Annotated in this window: 20 protein-coding genes and 1 riboswitch; of the genes, 6 read left to right on the top strand and 14 right to left on the bottom strand. The window is 55.4% G+C overall.

All coding sequences use genetic code 11. The annotated features are described in order from the left end of the window. Window positions 1–189 precede the first annotated feature (189 nt). A complete protein-coding gene (locus tag ACFSOY_RS06960) occupies window positions 190–717 on the bottom strand; it encodes a hypothetical protein (RefSeq protein WP_386045110.1) in 528 nt (175 codons plus the stop codon). Between the two features lie 205 nt (window positions 718–922). Between ACFSOY_RS06960 and ACFSOY_RS06965 the strand changes: the two genes are divergently transcribed. After that, the gene (locus ACFSOY_RS06965; protein ID WP_386045111.1) at window positions 923–1,081 is read left to right on the top strand and encodes a hypothetical protein; all 159 of its coding nucleotides are present in this window, start codon (window positions 923–925) and stop codon (window positions 1,079–1,081) included. A 37-nt stretch (window positions 1,082–1,118) separates the two neighbouring features. Here ACFSOY_RS06965 and ACFSOY_RS06970 read toward each other — a convergent pair whose 3' ends face one another. Both ACFSOY_RS06970 and ACFSOY_RS06975 read right to left on the bottom strand, forming a co-directional pair. Further along, window positions 1,119–1,388, bottom strand: a complete 270-nt coding sequence (locus tag ACFSOY_RS06970; protein WP_386045113.1) for a hypothetical protein — start codon at window positions 1,386–1,388, stop codon at window positions 1,119–1,121. Window positions 1,389–1,483: 95 nt separating this feature from the next. Beyond that, the gene (locus tag ACFSOY_RS06975) at window positions 1,484–2,773 is read right to left on the bottom strand and encodes a helix-turn-helix domain-containing protein (protein WP_386045115.1); all 1,290 of its coding nucleotides are present in this window, start codon (window positions 2,771–2,773) and stop codon (window positions 1,484–1,486) included. A gap of 263 nt (window positions 2,774–3,036) precedes the next feature. Here ACFSOY_RS06975 and ACFSOY_RS06980 point away from each other — a divergent pair, with 263 nt between their 5' ends. Further along, window positions 3,037–3,297, top strand: coding sequence for a hypothetical protein (locus ACFSOY_RS06980; RefSeq protein WP_386045117.1), 261 nt, complete (start codon window positions 3,037–3,039; stop codon window positions 3,295–3,297). A gap of 31 nt (window positions 3,298–3,328) precedes the next feature. Here ACFSOY_RS06980 and ACFSOY_RS06985 read toward each other — a convergent pair whose 3' ends face one another. The 7 genes from ACFSOY_RS06985 to ACFSOY_RS07015 all read right to left on the bottom strand — a co-directional run bounded on the left by ACFSOY_RS06985 (window position 3,329) and on the right by ACFSOY_RS07015 (window position 9,596). After that, complete coding sequence (locus ACFSOY_RS06985; protein ID WP_386045119.1) at window positions 3,329–3,673, bottom strand: phosphoribosyl-ATP pyrophosphohydrolase; 345 nt, start codon at window positions 3,671–3,673, stop codon at window positions 3,329–3,331. A gap of 171 nt (window positions 3,674–3,844) precedes the next feature. Then, window positions 3,845–5,743 (bottom strand): bifunctional homocysteine S-methyltransferase/methylenetetrahydrofolate reductase, encoded by a 1,899-nt coding sequence (locus ACFSOY_RS06990; protein ID WP_386045121.1) that lies wholly within the window; start codon window positions 5,741–5,743, stop codon window positions 3,845–3,847. Window positions 5,744–5,864: 121 nt separating this feature from the next. Continuing rightward, window positions 5,865–5,981: riboswitch (SAM riboswitch) on the bottom strand. A gap of 49 nt (window positions 5,982–6,030) precedes the next feature. Further along, the gene (locus ACFSOY_RS06995; RefSeq protein ID WP_386045123.1) at window positions 6,031–6,480 is read right to left on the bottom strand and encodes a protein-tyrosine phosphatase family protein; all 450 of its coding nucleotides are present in this window, start codon (window positions 6,478–6,480) and stop codon (window positions 6,031–6,033) included. 3 nt (window positions 6,481–6,483) lie between these two features. Beyond that, window positions 6,484–7,989, bottom strand: coding sequence for an aldehyde dehydrogenase family protein (locus ACFSOY_RS07000; RefSeq protein WP_386045125.1), 1,506 nt, complete (start codon window positions 7,987–7,989; stop codon window positions 6,484–6,486). A gap of 68 nt (window positions 7,990–8,057) precedes the next feature. Continuing rightward, window positions 8,058–8,609 (bottom strand): GNAT family N-acetyltransferase, encoded by a 552-nt coding sequence (locus ACFSOY_RS07005; protein WP_386045127.1) that lies wholly within the window; start codon window positions 8,607–8,609, stop codon window positions 8,058–8,060. Window positions 8,610–8,736: 127 nt separating this feature from the next. Then, window positions 8,737–9,366 carry a nitroreductase family protein gene (locus tag ACFSOY_RS07010; protein ID WP_386045129.1) on the bottom strand — a complete coding sequence of 210 codons (630 nt, stop codon included), beginning with the start codon at window positions 9,364–9,366 and terminating at the stop codon, window positions 8,737–8,739. Next, window positions 9,363–9,596, bottom strand: a complete 234-nt coding sequence (locus ACFSOY_RS07015) for a hypothetical protein (protein WP_386045130.1) — start codon at window positions 9,594–9,596, stop codon at window positions 9,363–9,365. The genes ACFSOY_RS07010 and ACFSOY_RS07015 overlap by 4 nt, the downstream gene beginning before the upstream one ends. A gap of 90 nt (window positions 9,597–9,686) precedes the next feature. Between ACFSOY_RS07015 and ACFSOY_RS07020 the strand changes: the two genes are divergently transcribed. Continuing rightward, the gene (locus ACFSOY_RS07020; protein ID WP_386045132.1) at window positions 9,687–11,489 is read left to right on the top strand and encodes a GAF domain-containing sensor histidine kinase; all 1,803 of its coding nucleotides are present in this window, start codon (window positions 9,687–9,689) and stop codon (window positions 11,487–11,489) included. A gap of 1 nt (window position 11,490) precedes the next feature. Next, window positions 11,491–12,126, top strand: a complete 636-nt coding sequence (locus ACFSOY_RS07025) for a response regulator (RefSeq protein WP_386045134.1) — start codon at window positions 11,491–11,493, stop codon at window positions 12,124–12,126. Between the two features lie 239 nt (window positions 12,127–12,365). Here the strand turns inward: ACFSOY_RS07025 and ACFSOY_RS07030 are convergent, their stop codons facing one another. Continuing rightward, a complete protein-coding gene (locus ACFSOY_RS07030; protein WP_386045136.1) occupies window positions 12,366–12,794 on the bottom strand; it encodes a VOC family protein in 429 nt (142 codons plus the stop codon). Window positions 12,795–12,963: 169 nt separating this feature from the next. Beyond that, window positions 12,964–13,404, bottom strand: coding sequence for a GNAT family N-acetyltransferase (locus ACFSOY_RS07035; RefSeq protein WP_386045138.1), 441 nt, complete (start codon window positions 13,402–13,404; stop codon window positions 12,964–12,966). 81 nt (window positions 13,405–13,485) lie between these two features. Here ACFSOY_RS07035 and ACFSOY_RS07040 point away from each other — a divergent pair, with 81 nt between their 5' ends. After that, a complete protein-coding gene (locus tag ACFSOY_RS07040; RefSeq protein ID WP_386045140.1) occupies window positions 13,486–14,046 on the top strand; it encodes a GNAT family N-acetyltransferase in 561 nt (186 codons plus the stop codon). 86 nt (window positions 14,047–14,132) lie between these two features. Here ACFSOY_RS07040 and ACFSOY_RS07045 read toward each other — a convergent pair whose 3' ends face one another. Then, window positions 14,133–14,648 carry a GNAT family N-acetyltransferase gene (locus ACFSOY_RS07045; RefSeq protein ID WP_386045142.1) on the bottom strand — a complete coding sequence of 172 codons (516 nt, stop codon included), beginning with the start codon at window positions 14,646–14,648 and terminating at the stop codon, window positions 14,133–14,135. Window positions 14,649–14,761: 113 nt separating this feature from the next. Here ACFSOY_RS07045 and ACFSOY_RS07050 point away from each other — a divergent pair, with 113 nt between their 5' ends. Beyond that, a complete protein-coding gene (locus ACFSOY_RS07050) occupies window positions 14,762–15,571 on the top strand; it encodes an alpha/beta fold hydrolase (RefSeq protein WP_386045143.1) in 810 nt (269 codons plus the stop codon). A gap of 93 nt (window positions 15,572–15,664) precedes the next feature. Here the strand turns inward: ACFSOY_RS07050 and ACFSOY_RS07055 are convergent, their stop codons facing one another. Beyond that, the gene (locus ACFSOY_RS07055; RefSeq protein WP_386045145.1) at window positions 15,665–16,135 is read right to left on the bottom strand and encodes a GyrI-like domain-containing protein; all 471 of its coding nucleotides are present in this window, start codon (window positions 16,133–16,135) and stop codon (window positions 15,665–15,667) included. Window positions 16,136–16,145 lie beyond the last annotated feature (10 nt).

Genomic DNA, 16,145 nt, shown 5'->3' on the forward strand with positions numbered 1-16,145 from the left:
CAGAGAAATATAGTTATCAGATCAAAAATGTGAATCGATGGTATGAGGGACGCTGCGAGCCCGCTTCTGCTGATATCTGGCGAGCTACCCCACACCCCTGCCCCGATCGATCTGCAACGAGAAACGGCAGCCCCCGCTCCGGGACTGCCATTCGCTAAAAAGCCTGTGCTGTGAGCATCGAAACCTCTGCTACACCAGGTCCTTGACCTTCTTCCCATCCACATACAGCTCGATCTGCACCTCATCCTGATTCTGAATCAGCATGTCCAGCTCCGACTCGTCCACGTTCGCCTGATATCTGGTCGGCACGCGAACGGTGAAAGTTTTCGAATGCGTGTCTTCCGCACTCTGCTGTTGCAGCGGCACGCGAGCACCGCGAATCCCGGTCGCTTCCTGCAATTTCTCGTTGAACACGACCTCCACTTCGATCCTCGAAAGCGTCTCTGGATCGGTGACCTCATAGGGCACTTGGAGATCGAACTGATACTCTACTCCCTGAAAGCGCTCGTCAAGCTCGATAAACGACGTCTCAAACGCTTCCTTCCGCTTGACGGTCACGCCTTGCACGATCTTTTCGAACTTTGCCTCCCACAGCTTGCTCTCTTGATTTGCCGGTGCAGTGATCGGCATTGGATCGGCCGTGTCAGAACATGCTGTGAGCATGACAGACATTCCAATCAGTCCAACTGCTGCGAGCGACCAACCGCTGCGCTTCATCTCCGATTCCCCCTTGCCCGCTTGACTCAATTCAATCTTGAAAATTTGTTCAGGTGATAATAGTTAAAATATTCTAATATCCCCAGTATACAGCTCGATGCAGCAATCTGCAATTTAACTGCATGATCGTTTGTCAGAAGATGCGATCTTTCACAAAGTCATTCATTCCAGCTCGTCATCGATCATTGAACAAAGGCTCGGCGGGGTGCTCGATCGCATTCTCGCACAGGGTGACGAAGAAGTGCTGATCGTCAGCCATGCGGCCTGCATGATCTTTTTGCAAAAGAAACTGCGCAAGCGAGGGTTTACGGGCGACAAGTTCGGGACAACGAAAAATGGGAAGCTCTATCAGCTTGAGCGCTAGCAGACCGCCTCGCTGCGAAAAGAAAAACCGGACGAGCCTACTTCGGCTGTCCGGTTTTTCGCTCTGCATACGAGCTTTGCAGCGCACGAATCTGTTGGCGCAACTGCGCGTATTGCTCCCACTCTTCCCGCGGAACATGGGGGCGGCGCGGAGGGGTCGATGCGCTGATCTTCTTCACCTGCTTGATCATACGCTCCTGCTTCGGCATTCGTTGCTTCGAGAACAGCGAGGCGCTCGGCTGAAGCGGGAGACCATACCGTCCGGCTGCGATCATCAAGTGATATCCGGTCGGATTGAGTTGGCTCATCTTCCTCCCCCCTCTTGCTACAATCTATGCAAGAAAGGAGAGAAGGATGATAGACGGCTGTCAGATCGTTCGCCATCACCCTCGAACCGTTTGATCTACAGGGCGATCCCCCGCTTCAGCATCGCCTCGTTCGTGTAGCCGCGAATCTCCTGCATGATGCTGACAGCCGTTCGCAGATCACCTTCGCGCTTGTACAGCTCAGCAAGCTCGTGCATCGTGTCGCCCCACTCCCCCAGCTCGTCCGTATGCTTCAAGCGATCGGCCGACTTTTGCAGGCGACGGATCGCCTCTTCGCGCTGTCCCTTTTGGACGGCGATGCGACCGTACAGACGATGGACGCGCGCTTGGTAGAGATGCAGCTCGGGAAGCAATGCGCGCGCTTGGTCGCACGATTCGTCAGCGGCGGCAAGTTCGCCCTGCTGCAACAGCAAGGTGGCGAGCTCGACGGTCGCCATGCCCGCCTCCTCCCGTCTCCCCAGGTTGAGCAGGTTGTCGATCGCTTTTCGCAGCATGGCGACCGCATCCGCCTCTCTGTCTGTCTGCCCGTAGAGCACCGCACAGTTCACCTGAAGCTTCACCGTCATCACGATGTTGTCGAGACACTGGAAGATATGAATCGCCCGCTCCGAGTATTCGGCCGCTTTTTCAAGATCGTTCAGCTTGTGGTAGGAAACGCCAAGGTTGAGATAGAGGTTGCCCATCTCCTCCAGATCGTCCTTTTTGTTGAAGAGCGAAGACGAGCGGCGGTAGTAGTCGAGCGCTTCGGCCAATTGCCCCGATTTGGCATATGCGTCCCCGAGCTCTGCCAGAATGCTCGCTTGGAGATAGGAATCGCGCTCCTCCATCTTTTCCACCTCTGCGTTCGCTTTGTGCAGATGAAAGGCGGCGAGCTGATATCGTTTGCGGACGAACTCAAGCTGCCCGAGACTTTTGTAGACGCGAGCGATCATCCGCTCGTCTTGGCGCAGAAAGGCAGTTTCGAGCAGATCGCTGAGCAGGCTGTCCGCCTCTTCCTGCCGCTCGACGTGGATGTAACATTCGGCCAATTCGAACAGGATGTCCACTTCGGCAACCTGTGCTTGTGCGCTGTTCAGCAGCTGTTCTAACAGCGGGATGGCTGTCGAGTACGCCTTGGCTGCCACCATCGCTTTCGCCATTTTATAGGTGCAGACAAAATCATCGTTCAGATCGACGTTAGACAGGAGATGCTCAAGCGGTACTCCCAGCCGGTCGGCGATGCCATTGAGGATTTTATAGGAAGGTCGAGCCCGGTCCGATTCGATTTGTGAGATCATGCTGGGAGTGCAAAGATGTTTCGCCAGGTCGATTTGCGTCATTCGCTGTTGAAGGCGCGTCTGTTTGATCTTTTGACCAAGTGTGTACATGTGAAGGTCACTCCTATCCCATCCGTTTTCTGGTGTCTTGTAGAAATATCTGGTAGACCCTTTGCAAATTGAGTATAGATAACTTGTTTGCCTTGACACAAGGATTAACATACTCAACTAAAGTTCTGATTAATAATGAAATCTTGCAAATGACTAAAAAGCTGGTATAATAACTGCCAATTCTTGTTCTGTGAAAAGGTATGCTTCTGTATCACGATCGATTGGAGCTTTCAGCTGTCCAATCGAGAGGAGGGATTTCAACTGTGGAGCGCATCGCTGGCAGAGAGTATGTGCGAGTCAAAATTGAAGGGTTACCGACTGACAGATCTTCTCTTTCTCCAGAGTTTCGTCGCCTGATTGAGGAAGAGGAAAAGCGGATGGTCCCCGCCTATCTAACACAGGAGGAGATCGACGATAAGCTCGCCGCTCAGCAGGAGGCCGAAGCGCTGCTCACGCTGCAGTTGAGAGCGCGAGAATCGATCGCTCTCGTCGAGTGCCCACCAGAAAACCACGAGAAAAAATAGACTTCCTCCACATGACAAAACCGGGCTGCGCTCAGCCCGGTTTTCTTGATGTCTCCTCATCTACTTGATCTAAAAAAATTCGCTTTTCAAATCCGCCACGCGCTTCCGACTTCTGCTTGCGCACCGCTTCCAACGCTTCGGCAGAAGCGCCATGAATCTTTGCCAGCGCATAGATGACCTCGATCAGATCGGCAAGCTCTTCCACGCTGTCTTTGTCCGTCTCGGCGTCGAGATACTCTTGCAGTTCCTCTTGGAGCTTGCTGCGGAGTTCACGCTGGTACGCCGCTTCATCAAGGATCGAGTATGTATAGGCATGTCCGTTTTTCTCGATGATCTCCAGAATGCGATCGCGGACAAGTTTTTTGTAAGTCGGCATGTTGTGCGCTCCTTTCGCCTGCTGTTGCGTCACTAGGTTCAGTATATCAAAAAGCCTGTTTCGACGGTCAGGCGCAGATTCTACAGCAGTTCGCTTCCTCGATCGAGCCTGCTCGAAGTCGAGAACAACAAGAAAACCATCCGCCGCAGCAGATGGTTTTCGCTCCAATGATCAAAACGCGCTCGCCAGCTGTCCGTTCTGGGTGATCTCGCGCACATATTTGGTCAGTTCGACCGTCATCTCATAGTAGTTGAACGGGGTGATCAGGTAGATGCCGTTAAAATGTTTGACCGTCTCTTCCAACAGCTCCTTGCACATCTCGACACCTTCCGCCCGCGCAGCCGCACCTTCAAATCGCTTGATCCGCTCGCGTGACCTCTGCGAGATCTTGATCCCTGGCACCTCGTTGTGCAAAAACTCCGCATTGCGCGAAGAGGTGAGCGGCATCACCCCGATAAACAGCGGCACTTTGAGGTGCTTCGTCGCCTCTTTGATCGCAAGCATCGTCTCCACATCGTACACCGGCTGCGTCATGATGTAATCAGCACCCGCCTCCACTTTGCGCTCCAAGCGGGCAACCGCCGCATCGAGATGGCGCACGTGCGGGTTGAACGCCGCCCCGCAGATAAAGCGGGCTTGACTTTTCATCGGTCGCCCGGAGAAGGCGACGCCCTGGTTCAACTGCTTGACCATGCGGATCAGATCGAAGGAGGACAGATCGAAGACGGTGCTCGCCCCCGGCAGATCGCCGACTCGCGCCGGGTCTCCTGTGATCACCAGGATCTGGTTCATCCCGAGCGCATGCAGGCCCATCAAGTGCGACTGCTGACCGATCAGGTTGCGGTCGCGACAGGCGACGTGCACGATCGGCTCGATGCCGAGCTCCCGCTTGATGATCGAACCGAGCGCCATGTTGCTCATCCGCGTGTTGGCCAGCGAATTGTCGGCGATTGTGATCGCGTCCGCACCCGCTTTGTACAGGGCGAGCGACCCCTCGACATAATGATCCACTTCGAGCTCGCGCGGGGAGTCGAACTCGACGATCACCGTGTGGCGCTTCGCCACCAGATCGACGACCGAGTGCTGCTCTCCCTGTTGGAAGCGCACCACTTCTCGCTCGAACACTTCCACCTGCGGCCCGCTCTCCGGATTGGTTCTCGGCAGCCGCTTCAATCCGCCCACGGCGCCTGAGATCGCTTGAATGTGCTCAGGAGTGGTGCCACAACACCCGCCGATCAACGACACGCCCTGCTCCCAGAGGCGGACGGCGCTCTCGCCAAAATATTGATAGTTCGGCTTGTAGCTGAACTCTCCGTCGACGATCGCCGGGCGCCCCGCGTTCGGGAAGGCGGAGATGCCGACATCTGCCGGCACGATCGCCCGTTCGAGCGCGCGCAAGATCTCGGCAGGGCCGAATCGGCAGTTCAAGCCGACCAGATCGGCACCCGCCTCCTTCAGTTTGTGAAACGCGTCGCTCAGCAGGTACCCATCTCGCGTGCGCTCCACGTCGAGCAGCGAGCATTGAGCGATGATCGGCACCCTGGACGCTCTGACGAGCGGCCCGACCACATCGAGCGCTAACAACAGCTCTTCCAGGTCGAAAAATGTCTCCAAGATCAGCCCGTCGACCCCTTCGTGCAACAGAGCGACCGCCTGCTCCTCGAAGATGTCGCGAAACTCCTCGACCTGCGTCGTCATCACCTTGGCAGCTGTGATCGAACCGATGCTGCCGAGCACGAATGCGTCCGCCTCTGACGCCTCGACCGCCTCGCGGGCAATCCGCACAGCGGCGCGGTTGATCCGCGTGGTCTTGCTCTCCAAACCGTAGCGAGAGAGCCCCTCGCGGTTTGCCGCATACGAGTTGGTCTCGATCACCTGCGCGCCCGCCCGCAGATAGGAGATGTGTGCTTCGCGCACCCACTCCGGATTTTTGAGACAGAGCTCCTCCGTTGAAGAGCCGACCGCGTTCCCCTGCTGGTACAGCCAGGTCGCCATCGCACCATCCCCGATCAATACATCAGTGCCCAACCGCTGTCGAAAAACGTCCACCCGATTCACTTGTAGTCCCACCTTTCCACTCATTCATGTTCATAGTAACGTGATAACGAGATAAAGACTGGCAGCAAATAGAAAACGCCTCTCCTTTGGCAAAAGAAGAGGCGTTGAATGCGCATATGGGACCTGCGAACCTCTCTTATCTGCCAAGCCGCGACGTTGCGGTCTTGCTGGAATTGGCACCTAATCGCTGAAAAAGCTACCGGTTGCCGAGGCTTCAAAGGGCCAGTCCCTCCACCTCTCTGGATAAGAGCTTACATGCTATTGAATTGTTGATAGGATATCACCAGACTCGCGCGCTGTCAACCGTTTGGAATCTGCAGATAGCGCTGGTACTCGGCGAGCAGATCGCGAAATTGGCTGCGCGGCGCGAGCACGGGGCGCAGTTCCCGCGCTCGCTTCAGCGCAGAGTGCCACGGCAGCCGATCGATGCGCATCAGGAGCGCCGTCAGAAAAAAGCCGAGCCGGTTTCTCCCCGCCACATCATGCACATAGAGCACCCTGCCCTCGTTTAGATCGTGGATCGCCGCATCCACCATCTGCACCAACTGCTGTAGCTGCGGTCTGCTCGTGTCGCTCAACCGAAACCAATGCTCGTGCAGCGGCCACCGATAATCGGCAGGCACTCGATCCGGCTCTGTCCGCAGATTGACGATCGAGCTTACGCCGAGCTTCTGGAGAGCTTTCCAGCCGGCCGCATCGATCTGCTTGCCTGCGTACAGTCGGCCTGGAATGATCTCGTCGTACTCCATCGCCTAGTTGTAGTTCAGCCAGATGCTCTTGATCTGCGTGTAGTTTTCCAGCGCGTATTCGCCCATCTCCCGCCCGATGCCCGATTGCTTGTAGCCGCCGAACGGAGAGGCCGCGTCGAACATGTTGTAGCAGTTGATCCACACCGATCCTGCTCTCAGCTTGTGCGCCACCTGGAAGGCGGTTGCCATGCTCTCCGTCCACACGCCTGCCGCCAGACCGTAGGCGGTCAGGTTGGCGCGCTTGATCACGTCCTCGATATCATCGAACGGCATGGCTGCCACCACCGGGCCGAAGATCTCCTCCTGCGCGATCGTCATCTCATCTTGCACATCGTAGAAGACGGTCGGACGCACAAAATAGCCGTCTGCCAACTCCCCATCTGCCCGCGACCCGCCGATCGCAACTTTTGCTCCCTGCTCCAGACCTTTTTCGATATATCCGGTGACGCGGTTCATCTGCTCTTCGGTCACCAACGGCCCCATCGTCGTCTTCGGATCGAGGCCGATGCCCTGGCGCACCTTTTTCCCCGCATAGGCGACCATGTCGGATAGCGCGTTGTCATAGACGCTCTTGTGGATATACAGGCGAGAACCTGCCGAGCAGACTTGACCCTGGTTGAAGAAGATCGCCTGCATCGCACCTGGCACCGCGCGGGAGAAATCGGCGTCAGGGAAGACGATGTTCGGGCTCTTGCCGCCAAGTTCGAGCGAAACGCGCTTCAGATTGTCTGCCGCATAATTCATGATCAGCTTGCCAACTTCTGTCGAGCCGGTAAACGCTACCTTGTCAACATCCGGATGGGTTGCCAGCGCCTTGCCTGCCGTCTCGCCAAAGCCGGACACGATGTTGACGACGCCCGGCGGAAAGCCCGCCTCTTGAATCAACTTGGCCAGATAAAGAGCGGAGAGCGGCGTTTGCTCTGCCGGCTTTAAGACGACCGTACACCCGGTCGCAAGCGCTGCCCCCAGCTTCCAAGCTGCCATCAGCAGCGGGAAGTTCCACGGGATGATCTGTCCGACGACGCCGATCGGCTCGCGGCGCACATAGTTGTGCATGTTCGGCACGTTGACCGCGACGACGTCGCCGGTGATCTTGGTCGCCCAGCCCGCATAGTAGCGGAAGTGCTCGACGGTCAGCGGCACATCCACATGCTTCGCCTCTCGAATCGGCTTGCCGTTATCGAGCGTTTCGATCTCCGCAAACACGTCTGCGTCGCGCTCGATCAGATCGGCGAGCGTATAGATCAAGCGCGCTCGCTCCTGTGGCTGCATGCGCGACCACGGGCCCGCTTCGAACGCATCGCGAGCTGCGGCGACCGCTCGGTTGATATCCTCTTGCTCCCCTTCTGATACGTACGCAAGAATCTCTCCGTTTGCCGGGTTGTAGGTCGGAAAGGTTTTGCCGCTTGCCGACTCGACAAACTGCCCCCCGATAAACAGCTTTTTGATCGTTTTCGATTTGACAAAATCTGTGGTGCGCGGGTTGAGCTTGAAAGCGGTCGTTTCCATCAAAACGCCTCCTCGCAAGGATTGGGAAGAGAATGTCCCCTTCCCACCCTATGTGCAAGGCGTGTGCTCTATGCCTCGTCGATCTCGATCTCCAGCAAATAGGTGTCGTAAAAAACGCCGTCGATCAGAAACTCGCGGCTGATCCGACCGACTTCGGTGAATCCGAGCTTTTTGTAGACGTGGATGGCGCTTTGGTTGTCGGTGCGAACGCGCAGGTTGATCTTGCGAACGACGCCCGTCCCCTTCGCCCAGCCGAGCAGAGCCTGGAGCATCGCCGTCGCAACGCCTTGCCCCCAGAAGCTCTCGCGGACGGAGATGCCAAACTCCCCGCTGTGGCGCGTGCGCCGTTTGGTGCCGCCTTGGAAATTGAGCATCGCTGCGACCTCACCGTCGATCAACCCGATCAGAAAGACCATGTTGTCCGCCGCAAAGTGTTGCTCGATGATCTCGACTTCCTGCTCCGGCGTCACCTTGAACTCCTCTGCGCCAAACGTCAAATTATCGCTTTCCCCCGCCACTCGCTTGACATACTCGATCACCGCTGCCGCATCTGCCGCTCGCGCATCGCGGATCGTCAGCTGTCGTCCATCTTTGAGCACTGCCGTTTTCATAACTTCCATCTGCTCTCGCTCCCTGATGTTTTCTGAACAGTATAACGAAAAGCGGCCCTCTCTGCCAAGCAGAAAGGACCGCTTTTGATCATGATGTCGATCTCAACAATCGATCTTATGATCTCAACTTTCGATCTTATTCGAAACGCTCTTTGATCACGAGATCACCCAGCGGCAGACGAGTGGACGCATGGCCCTCATCGGTGCCTTTGCCCAGCGTGATCATCATCGTCGGGTAGAAGCGGGACGGGATGTTCAGCTCTTGCACCAGTTGGTCGCGGTCGAAGCCTGCCATCGGGCAGGTGTGATAGCCGAGCGATGTGGCTGCAAGCATCAATTGCATCGCTGCGAAAGATGCGTTGATCAGCGCCGAATCATGGCCGAACTGCGGCGGGTTGTTCGCGTAGGCCGGCTTGATCTGGCCGAGGATCATGTCGGCGATCTCGCGAGGGATCGTGCCCGCTTCCACCGCTTGGTTGTAGATCTGGTCTGCCGATTTGTCAGCCTCTTGGTCAGCAAGGATGACGATCACCGCCGGAGCGTCCACCACCTGCTGTTGGTTATAAGCGATCGGCAGCAGGCGCTGTTTGTTCTCTTGCCCGGTCACGACCAGAAAGCGCCAATGCTGGAGGTTCCAAGCGGAAGGAGCGGTCGCTGCCAGCTCAAGAATTTGCGTCAGATCTTCTTGCGGCATGGTCGGTTCATATTTGCGAACAGAATGGCGAGCGCGCATTGCCTCCTGCGCAGTCATTTGTCCTTGCGTCATTCGAAAGCACCTCTTTGTTCAATTATTTTCTCACTGCTCAGTATTTCCATTTCCATAGCGAATATCATAACAAAGTTACTTTCTTTTGTAAAGCTATTTCTCTTCCCCGTTCGCTGTCGAGCTGAAGGAAACTGGATTGCCATCGGCGTCTGGTTGGCAGTCAGCTCGATTTGAATTTTCCGCTCAAAAAGTTGATCTCCATTTTGATCACCACAAAAAATCATTTCCATGTTCGAAATCTTTTAAAGAGGGATTTCTGCATTTTCCTTGAAATAGTCTAACGCTTACACCTTGTGAACTTCCTTTAGATTGGAGGTTGAATGCTTATTTTTCTGAAGTTTCGTACCAAGCAGTGGGCGGTGGTTCTCTGCTTTTGGGCGCTCGGTTTGCTGATCGGCTGGAGAATTTCCGCTTTTCAGGACTTAGACGCTTTACTCGTTTTGACATTTTTCATCTTGGTGATCGACACATATCCTATAAAAATCGGGCGGCTAAACATCTCGTTCTCGTTTCCGCTGATGTACGCGATGATCTTGACGACAGGTGCGCTCGGCGCGGGGTTGCTCTCCGCGATGGTCCTGCTGATCGTGCAGACGGCCAACCGGCAGACAGTGCAGACCATCCTGTTTAACGCCTTCGCCCGCGTGACGCTCGTGATCGTGTCCTGCTATGCGGTCAATTGGTTGTCGCCGCTGTTTTCAGGACAGCCCGGGCAGTTCCCCTATGAATTTGCGCAAATGTTTGCCACACATCTGATCTTCGAATTTCTCTCAGTGCTGGTCTTCATGTGGTATACGAAGCTTCGCGCTTTTGACAAACAATATCGGCCATACATCGTGCGCATGATCTTTACCGACATGAGCGTCAGCCTCACCTATACCAGCCTGATGCTCTATCTCAGCACGCATGAGCAGATCAATGAACTCGGACTGCTCGGGATCGTCTACTTCTTCCTGCCGCTTGCGGCGATCAGCTTTATCAGCTATCTGCTCAACACGCTCAATCAGGCGAAAAAAAGCTTGATCACGCTGTTCGAAGTCTCCCAGTCGATCACTCAACAGCACAGAGTTCCCACCGTGTTGGAGCAGGTGATCGAGCGAGCTGTCAGCATGGTCAAAGGTCACTGCGGTGTGCTCTATCTGATGGAGGAAGGGGAACTGCGGCGCAAAGTTTGCACCTGCCCGAGCGAAGTCACCAGCAGCATGCTGCCGCGCGACAAGAGCATCGCGCTCGCTGTTGCGGAGAGCGGCGTTGCGGAGATGTTAAACGATGTTGTGCGCGACCCGCGCTTTTGGCCGGGCGAGACTCAGCCGGGCACTCGCTCCCTGCTGGTCGTCCCGATCGTCATCGATGACAAGGTTGCCGGGGTGATCTCGCTTGGCAAACGCGACTCCTATTCCTTCGTCGGACGCGAACTGCAACTGATGGAGATCTTCGCCTCGCACGCAGGTGTGGCGATGAAGAACATGCTGTACATGGCAGAGCGGGAAAAGCGACTCCTCGTCGAAGAGCGCAACCGCCTCGCCCACGAGATTCATGACGGCATCGCCCAAGATCTCGCCTCCGCCATCTTTCAATTGGAGATGATGCGTCGACAGAACGGAATGGAAGCGCAGGCGGAAGGGCTGTTCCAACTGCAAGAGATGTTGCGACAGACGGCGACCACGCTGCGCCATTCGATCTTTTCCTTGCGCCCCGCTCCCTACACGCACGTAGGACTCGGGCTTGCGATGCGCGCCTATTTGGACGAGGTGGAGCGGACGCACGGGCTGCAGGTGCACTTTGAGGCGCCCGAGCTGAACGCACAGCTCAAGCAGGATGTGACGAGCGCCATCTATCAGGTGTTTTCGGAAAGTTTGCAAAATGTGATCAAACATGCGGAAGCGAGCGAAGTATGGGTTCAATTTCGTAAGGAAGGTCACTGCGTAACACTTCTGATTCGAGATAATGGAAAAGGGTTTCATTTTGGTCTGGCGATGTTGGAAGCGGTAAAAAGGCATTCATTTGGCATCGAAAACCTACATGTGCTCGCCGACCAGATCGGCGGCTCCCTGGAATATACCACCTCGCCAGGTCGTGGAACGGAGATCATGCTAAATATCCCGCTGAAGGAGGACGAATGAGATGACGATACAGGTGGTGCTCTGCGATGACCATACGATCTTGCGAGATGGACTTCGCAACCTGCTCAATTCGGAAGATGATCTGGAAGTGATCGGAGAGGCTGGGGACGGAAAACAGGCGATCGAGCTGGTCGAACGGCTGCAACCTGATGTGGTGATCATGGACATCAACATGCCTGAGCTGAGCGGCGTAGAAGCGGTAGAGCGCCTGATCGCCAAACACCCGAAGCTTCGCATCTTGATCCTGACGATGTTCGGACAAGAGGAATACCTCTTTCGCACGATGCAGGCGGGCGCCTGTGGCTATCTGCTCAAAGACTCTCCCGTCTCCGACGTGATCCAGGCGATCCGCACGGTGATGAAGGGCGGTTCGGTGCTTCATCCTGAACTTACAGACAAGCTGTTCGCCTCGTTTCGAGAGAAGGAGAAGCCGGAAGGGGAAAAGCTGTCACCCCGCGAGCACGAGGTCCTGACCACCTTGGTCAAAGGTCTCTCGAACAAAGAGATCGCAGAGCGACTGTTCATCTCTGAAACCACCGTCAAATTACACATCTCCAACATCTATCGCAAGCTTGGCGTGAAAAGCCGCTCCCAAGCGATCATGCATGCGGTCAAAGAAAAGTTGATCGTGATCTGATCTGTGTCTGCTCTGTGGATGAAAAAACCGCTCCCAATAGGAAGCGGTTTTCTTCTCGGGTAACGCCATCACCTCAGCAGCGCAGGTGCCCGCCGCACAGCATGAGCGGGCGCTGAGGTGATGACAATCTTCGCTCGGACTTTGTCCTATCTCTATCTTATCGAATGATCGATCAAAGAGGTAGTAGACGAAAGTATAGGAAAAACTATACTTGTAGGCAGTTGACATTTTGAATTTTCTCATTTCTTATTTAACGAATGCTGCTTTTGCTCCATCTGCCGAATCACGCTCATCCGCGCCGGCAGATTGGAGGTGTGAAACTCCCACTCGATGCCGTCCGGATCGAGGAAATTGACCGATCGACCAACACCCCGCGCCAGTGGTTCGCGCACGATCCTCACCTGATGATCGCGCAAATGTTGAACCGCACACTCAAAGTCATCTTCCGCAACTGTCAAGGCGAGATGCAACTGCTCCAGCTGCCTCGGGCGACTCTGTCCGATCGGCTCACCTGAGATGCAAAACCAGGTCGAGCCGCTCTCCAGATAGGCGTACCGCTCTCCTGTGTGCACCACTCGCATCCGCAGAATCTCCGTGTAGAAGCGCAGTGATCGTTCATAATCGCTGACGAAGATCGTGATATGATTCAAGCCGTTCGTTTCAAACATATCAGATCGCCTCCATCCTCTCATGATAAAACAGATGACGATCTGGCACAATCCTTTCAACTCCTTATCCAATCAGAGAGATGTCGAGCCGTGCTGCCCGCAGGCGTGAAACGTGCGCGAAGGACAGAAAAAACTTCCCCCTGATCCAGGGGGAAGTGATCTGTGACGACTATTTGAGCACCATCTGGCTGCTGTACACCTGAAACCCGAGGTTCTCATACATCTTTTGCGCCGGGTTGCCGGCAAATACGTTGAGCCGAATTTCGTCATAACCTGCCGCTTTCAGATCGGCGATCGCCCGCTGCATCAGCTCTTTCCCGATCCCGCGTCCGCGATGTTCGGAGAAGACGTGCAGGTCGTAGAGAAAGCCGATCTCCTTGCCGGAAAAATAATCTTTGTTGCTGCCGCCGACCACCCAGCCAATAATCGAGTCATCCTCTTTGGCGACGAGTAGATCGACCCCGCGATCGAACAGCGAGCTGATCAGCTCTCTCGCCCGCTCTTGCTGCTTTTCCGCGTCAAACGTCCCTCGCGTACCCTCCAGCATCGCTTCGACCGAATGATCCAACACAAAATCTTGATCCGCTTGTGTAGCTCGTACGATTTCCAACTTCTTCATCTCCTCATGCGATTGACAAAATATTCATCTTTCGACTACAGTAACTGAAACAATAGGAAGGAGTTACCTTTTATGCAACCTGTAAAATTTCTTTGCGGCGATGCGGTCTACTTGCGCCCGATCACCAGACAAGATCATGAGTTATACTACCGCGCGCTCTACGAACCGACAGGCCGCTACTTCACCGGCACTCAGGCGGTCTACACGCAAGAAGGTGTCGCGAACGCTTTTGAACGGTTCGACGCAGACAGCAGCCGCGTCGATCTGCTGATCTGCTCGCAATCGACCGATGAGGTGGTCGGCGACATTTCGCTGAACAGCATGGACAGCAACAACCGCAGCGGCAGCCTGCGCCTCGCCATCTTCGATCCGGCAAACTACTCGCAAGGATATGGGACGGAAGCGCTGATCCTGATGCTCGACTACGGGTTTGGCATGCGCAACCTCCACCGCATCGATCTGCACGTCTACGCCTACAACCCGCGCGCCATCCACACCTATGAGAAGGTCGGTTTCCAGAAGGAAGGCGTGATGCGCGACGCTTGGTACTATGATCACAAATGGACAGATGTCATCATCATGTCGATGCTCGAAGAAGAGTTCCGCGCAAAATACAAGCGCACGACGACCTGACAAGATCGGTCGTCTTTTCTTTTGCGCAGTTTCCGATTTCCTCCTGCTCGCAAACGATCTGTGGCGGCTTCCCGCCTCACGATCGATCAGGATTGAACGCTTCCTTTGTCGAGCGTCGAAAACTTCTGCATGTAGCCGCTTGCTCCGCCCTCGTTGACCTTCGTCTCCTGATACTTTCCGTTCGTGTACACATCGATCACGCGTCGCCAAAAGGAGATCGCCGATACGTTGCCGATCAGTTCGAACGCTCTCCACCGCCCAGGGAATCGGTCAAACATTTCGGTCGCCACCGCCTGTCCGAGTCCACGACCGCGATATTTCGCCATGATGAAAAATTCATCGATCGAATGCTCGATCTGATCCGCGTCGCTCAACTTGCTGACCAAAACAAATCCGGCCAACTTCCCCTCTACGCGCACAAAAAATGCGTGTTTCCCCTTCTCTTCTGCCTCCACATAGGTCTGAACGGGGTAAAAGTCCCAGCGACCTTGCTCGTTCAGATCGATATCCTTGATCTCCGAAAAATGGTAGATGTAAAACTCGGCCAGATTGAGCAACGCTTCTTTTTGCTCCGCTTTGACCGTCTCCAATTCAAAACCCATCGATCTCCGACTCCCCTTTGTTGACATCCTGTCTGTCAAGAAATGTTCACGCTTCAAAAAACGAAATGTTGGTAAAATTAACACGAGTCTAACGATGATCAGGAGGTTGCCAGATGACAACGACCAACTTGCACGTCGGTTACTTCGCACACAACGGCACCGAGATCTACTATGAAACGATGGGTGAAGGTCACCCGCTCGTGCTGATTCACGGCGTCGACATCGACTGCCGGATGTGGGACAGTTCGTTTGCAGCGCTGTCCCACACCTTCAAGGTGATCCGATTCGACCTGCGCGGCTTTGGCAAAACGAAGATGACCGCAGATCCCTTTTCCTTTTTTGATGACCTAAACGCACTGCTCCAGCACCTCGGCATTGAGCAGACCTACGTCTGCGGGCTGTCGTTCGGCGGATATTTGGCGCTGGAGTTCACGCTCGCCCATCCGGAGAAAGTCGAAAAGCTGGTTCTCTGCGCTTCCGCCCTGCTCGGCCATCCGCTCTCCCCGCAGCGGGAACTGGCGAAGAGCGAATTTATAAAGATCGTTCAGTCTGGCGATGTTGAGCGCGGCATCGAAGAAAACGTTCAGCAATGGCTGTACGGTCCTGGGCAGACGGGAGAGCGCATCGCGCCTGAAGTGTCCGACCTGTTCCGCGCCATGTCCGCCCATGCGTTCTCGCTGCCCGATGCGCACAACATGCCGCGCTTCATCGACCCGCCGGTGATCGAGCGACTCGGCGAGATCAGCGCAGAGACGCTCGTGCTGACCGGTGGGCTCGACTATATCGACTTTGCCCAGATCGCGCAGAAGCTGACCTCGGAGCTCCAACAGGCGACGCACATCGAACTGCCCAACACGGCCCACCTGTTTCCGATGGAAGTTCCCAAGCAGTTTACCAAGCTGCTGTCAGACTTCCTCAAATAGCGCCAGCCTGTTCTGCAAAATCGAATCTGTCAGTCACACCCGACCCTTGTTCCCGCTCTGCGACAGGGGAGCCGTTCGCGGCTCCCCTGTCGCTCATTTCTGCTGAACGGGCATGTAGATCTCGTACTCGTTCTCCGCGCGGTTCGGGTCGTCGATCGCCGAGCGATACCGATCGTCGTACACTTCCAGCCACAGCTCTTCGCGATTCGGCTGATAGCCGCTCTCGGCCATCCAGCGGAAGAGCCGATCATACGTCTCTCCGACTTGCTCCATCGGACCGCGATGGGTGATCTTCACGTAAGTTTGAGCCGGAATGATGATCCCCTTCATCCCTGCCGGAATCGCTTCGAGAGACGCGACCTGCACGGTGATGTAGTAGGTGAAGTCTGTCTTGCGCCCATGAGAAGGGCAGACGTATTCACTCTGGTTGATCCGTCCTCCGATCTCCCCGACGCGCTCGACAAACACTTTCCACAGCTCCGGTATCTCCCGTTGTGTATAGGGCCCTGACCAATCGACGCCGATCAGGTTCATGCTCTCCTTGCTCACAATCATCGGTTCCATGCGCTCTTCC

Origin of the sequence: Tumebacillus lipolyticus, from assembly GCF_042682745.1 — a bacterium.
GTDB classification, from domain to species: domain Bacteria; phylum Bacillota; class Bacilli; order Tumebacillales; family Tumebacillaceae; genus Tumebacillus_A; species Tumebacillus_A lipolyticus.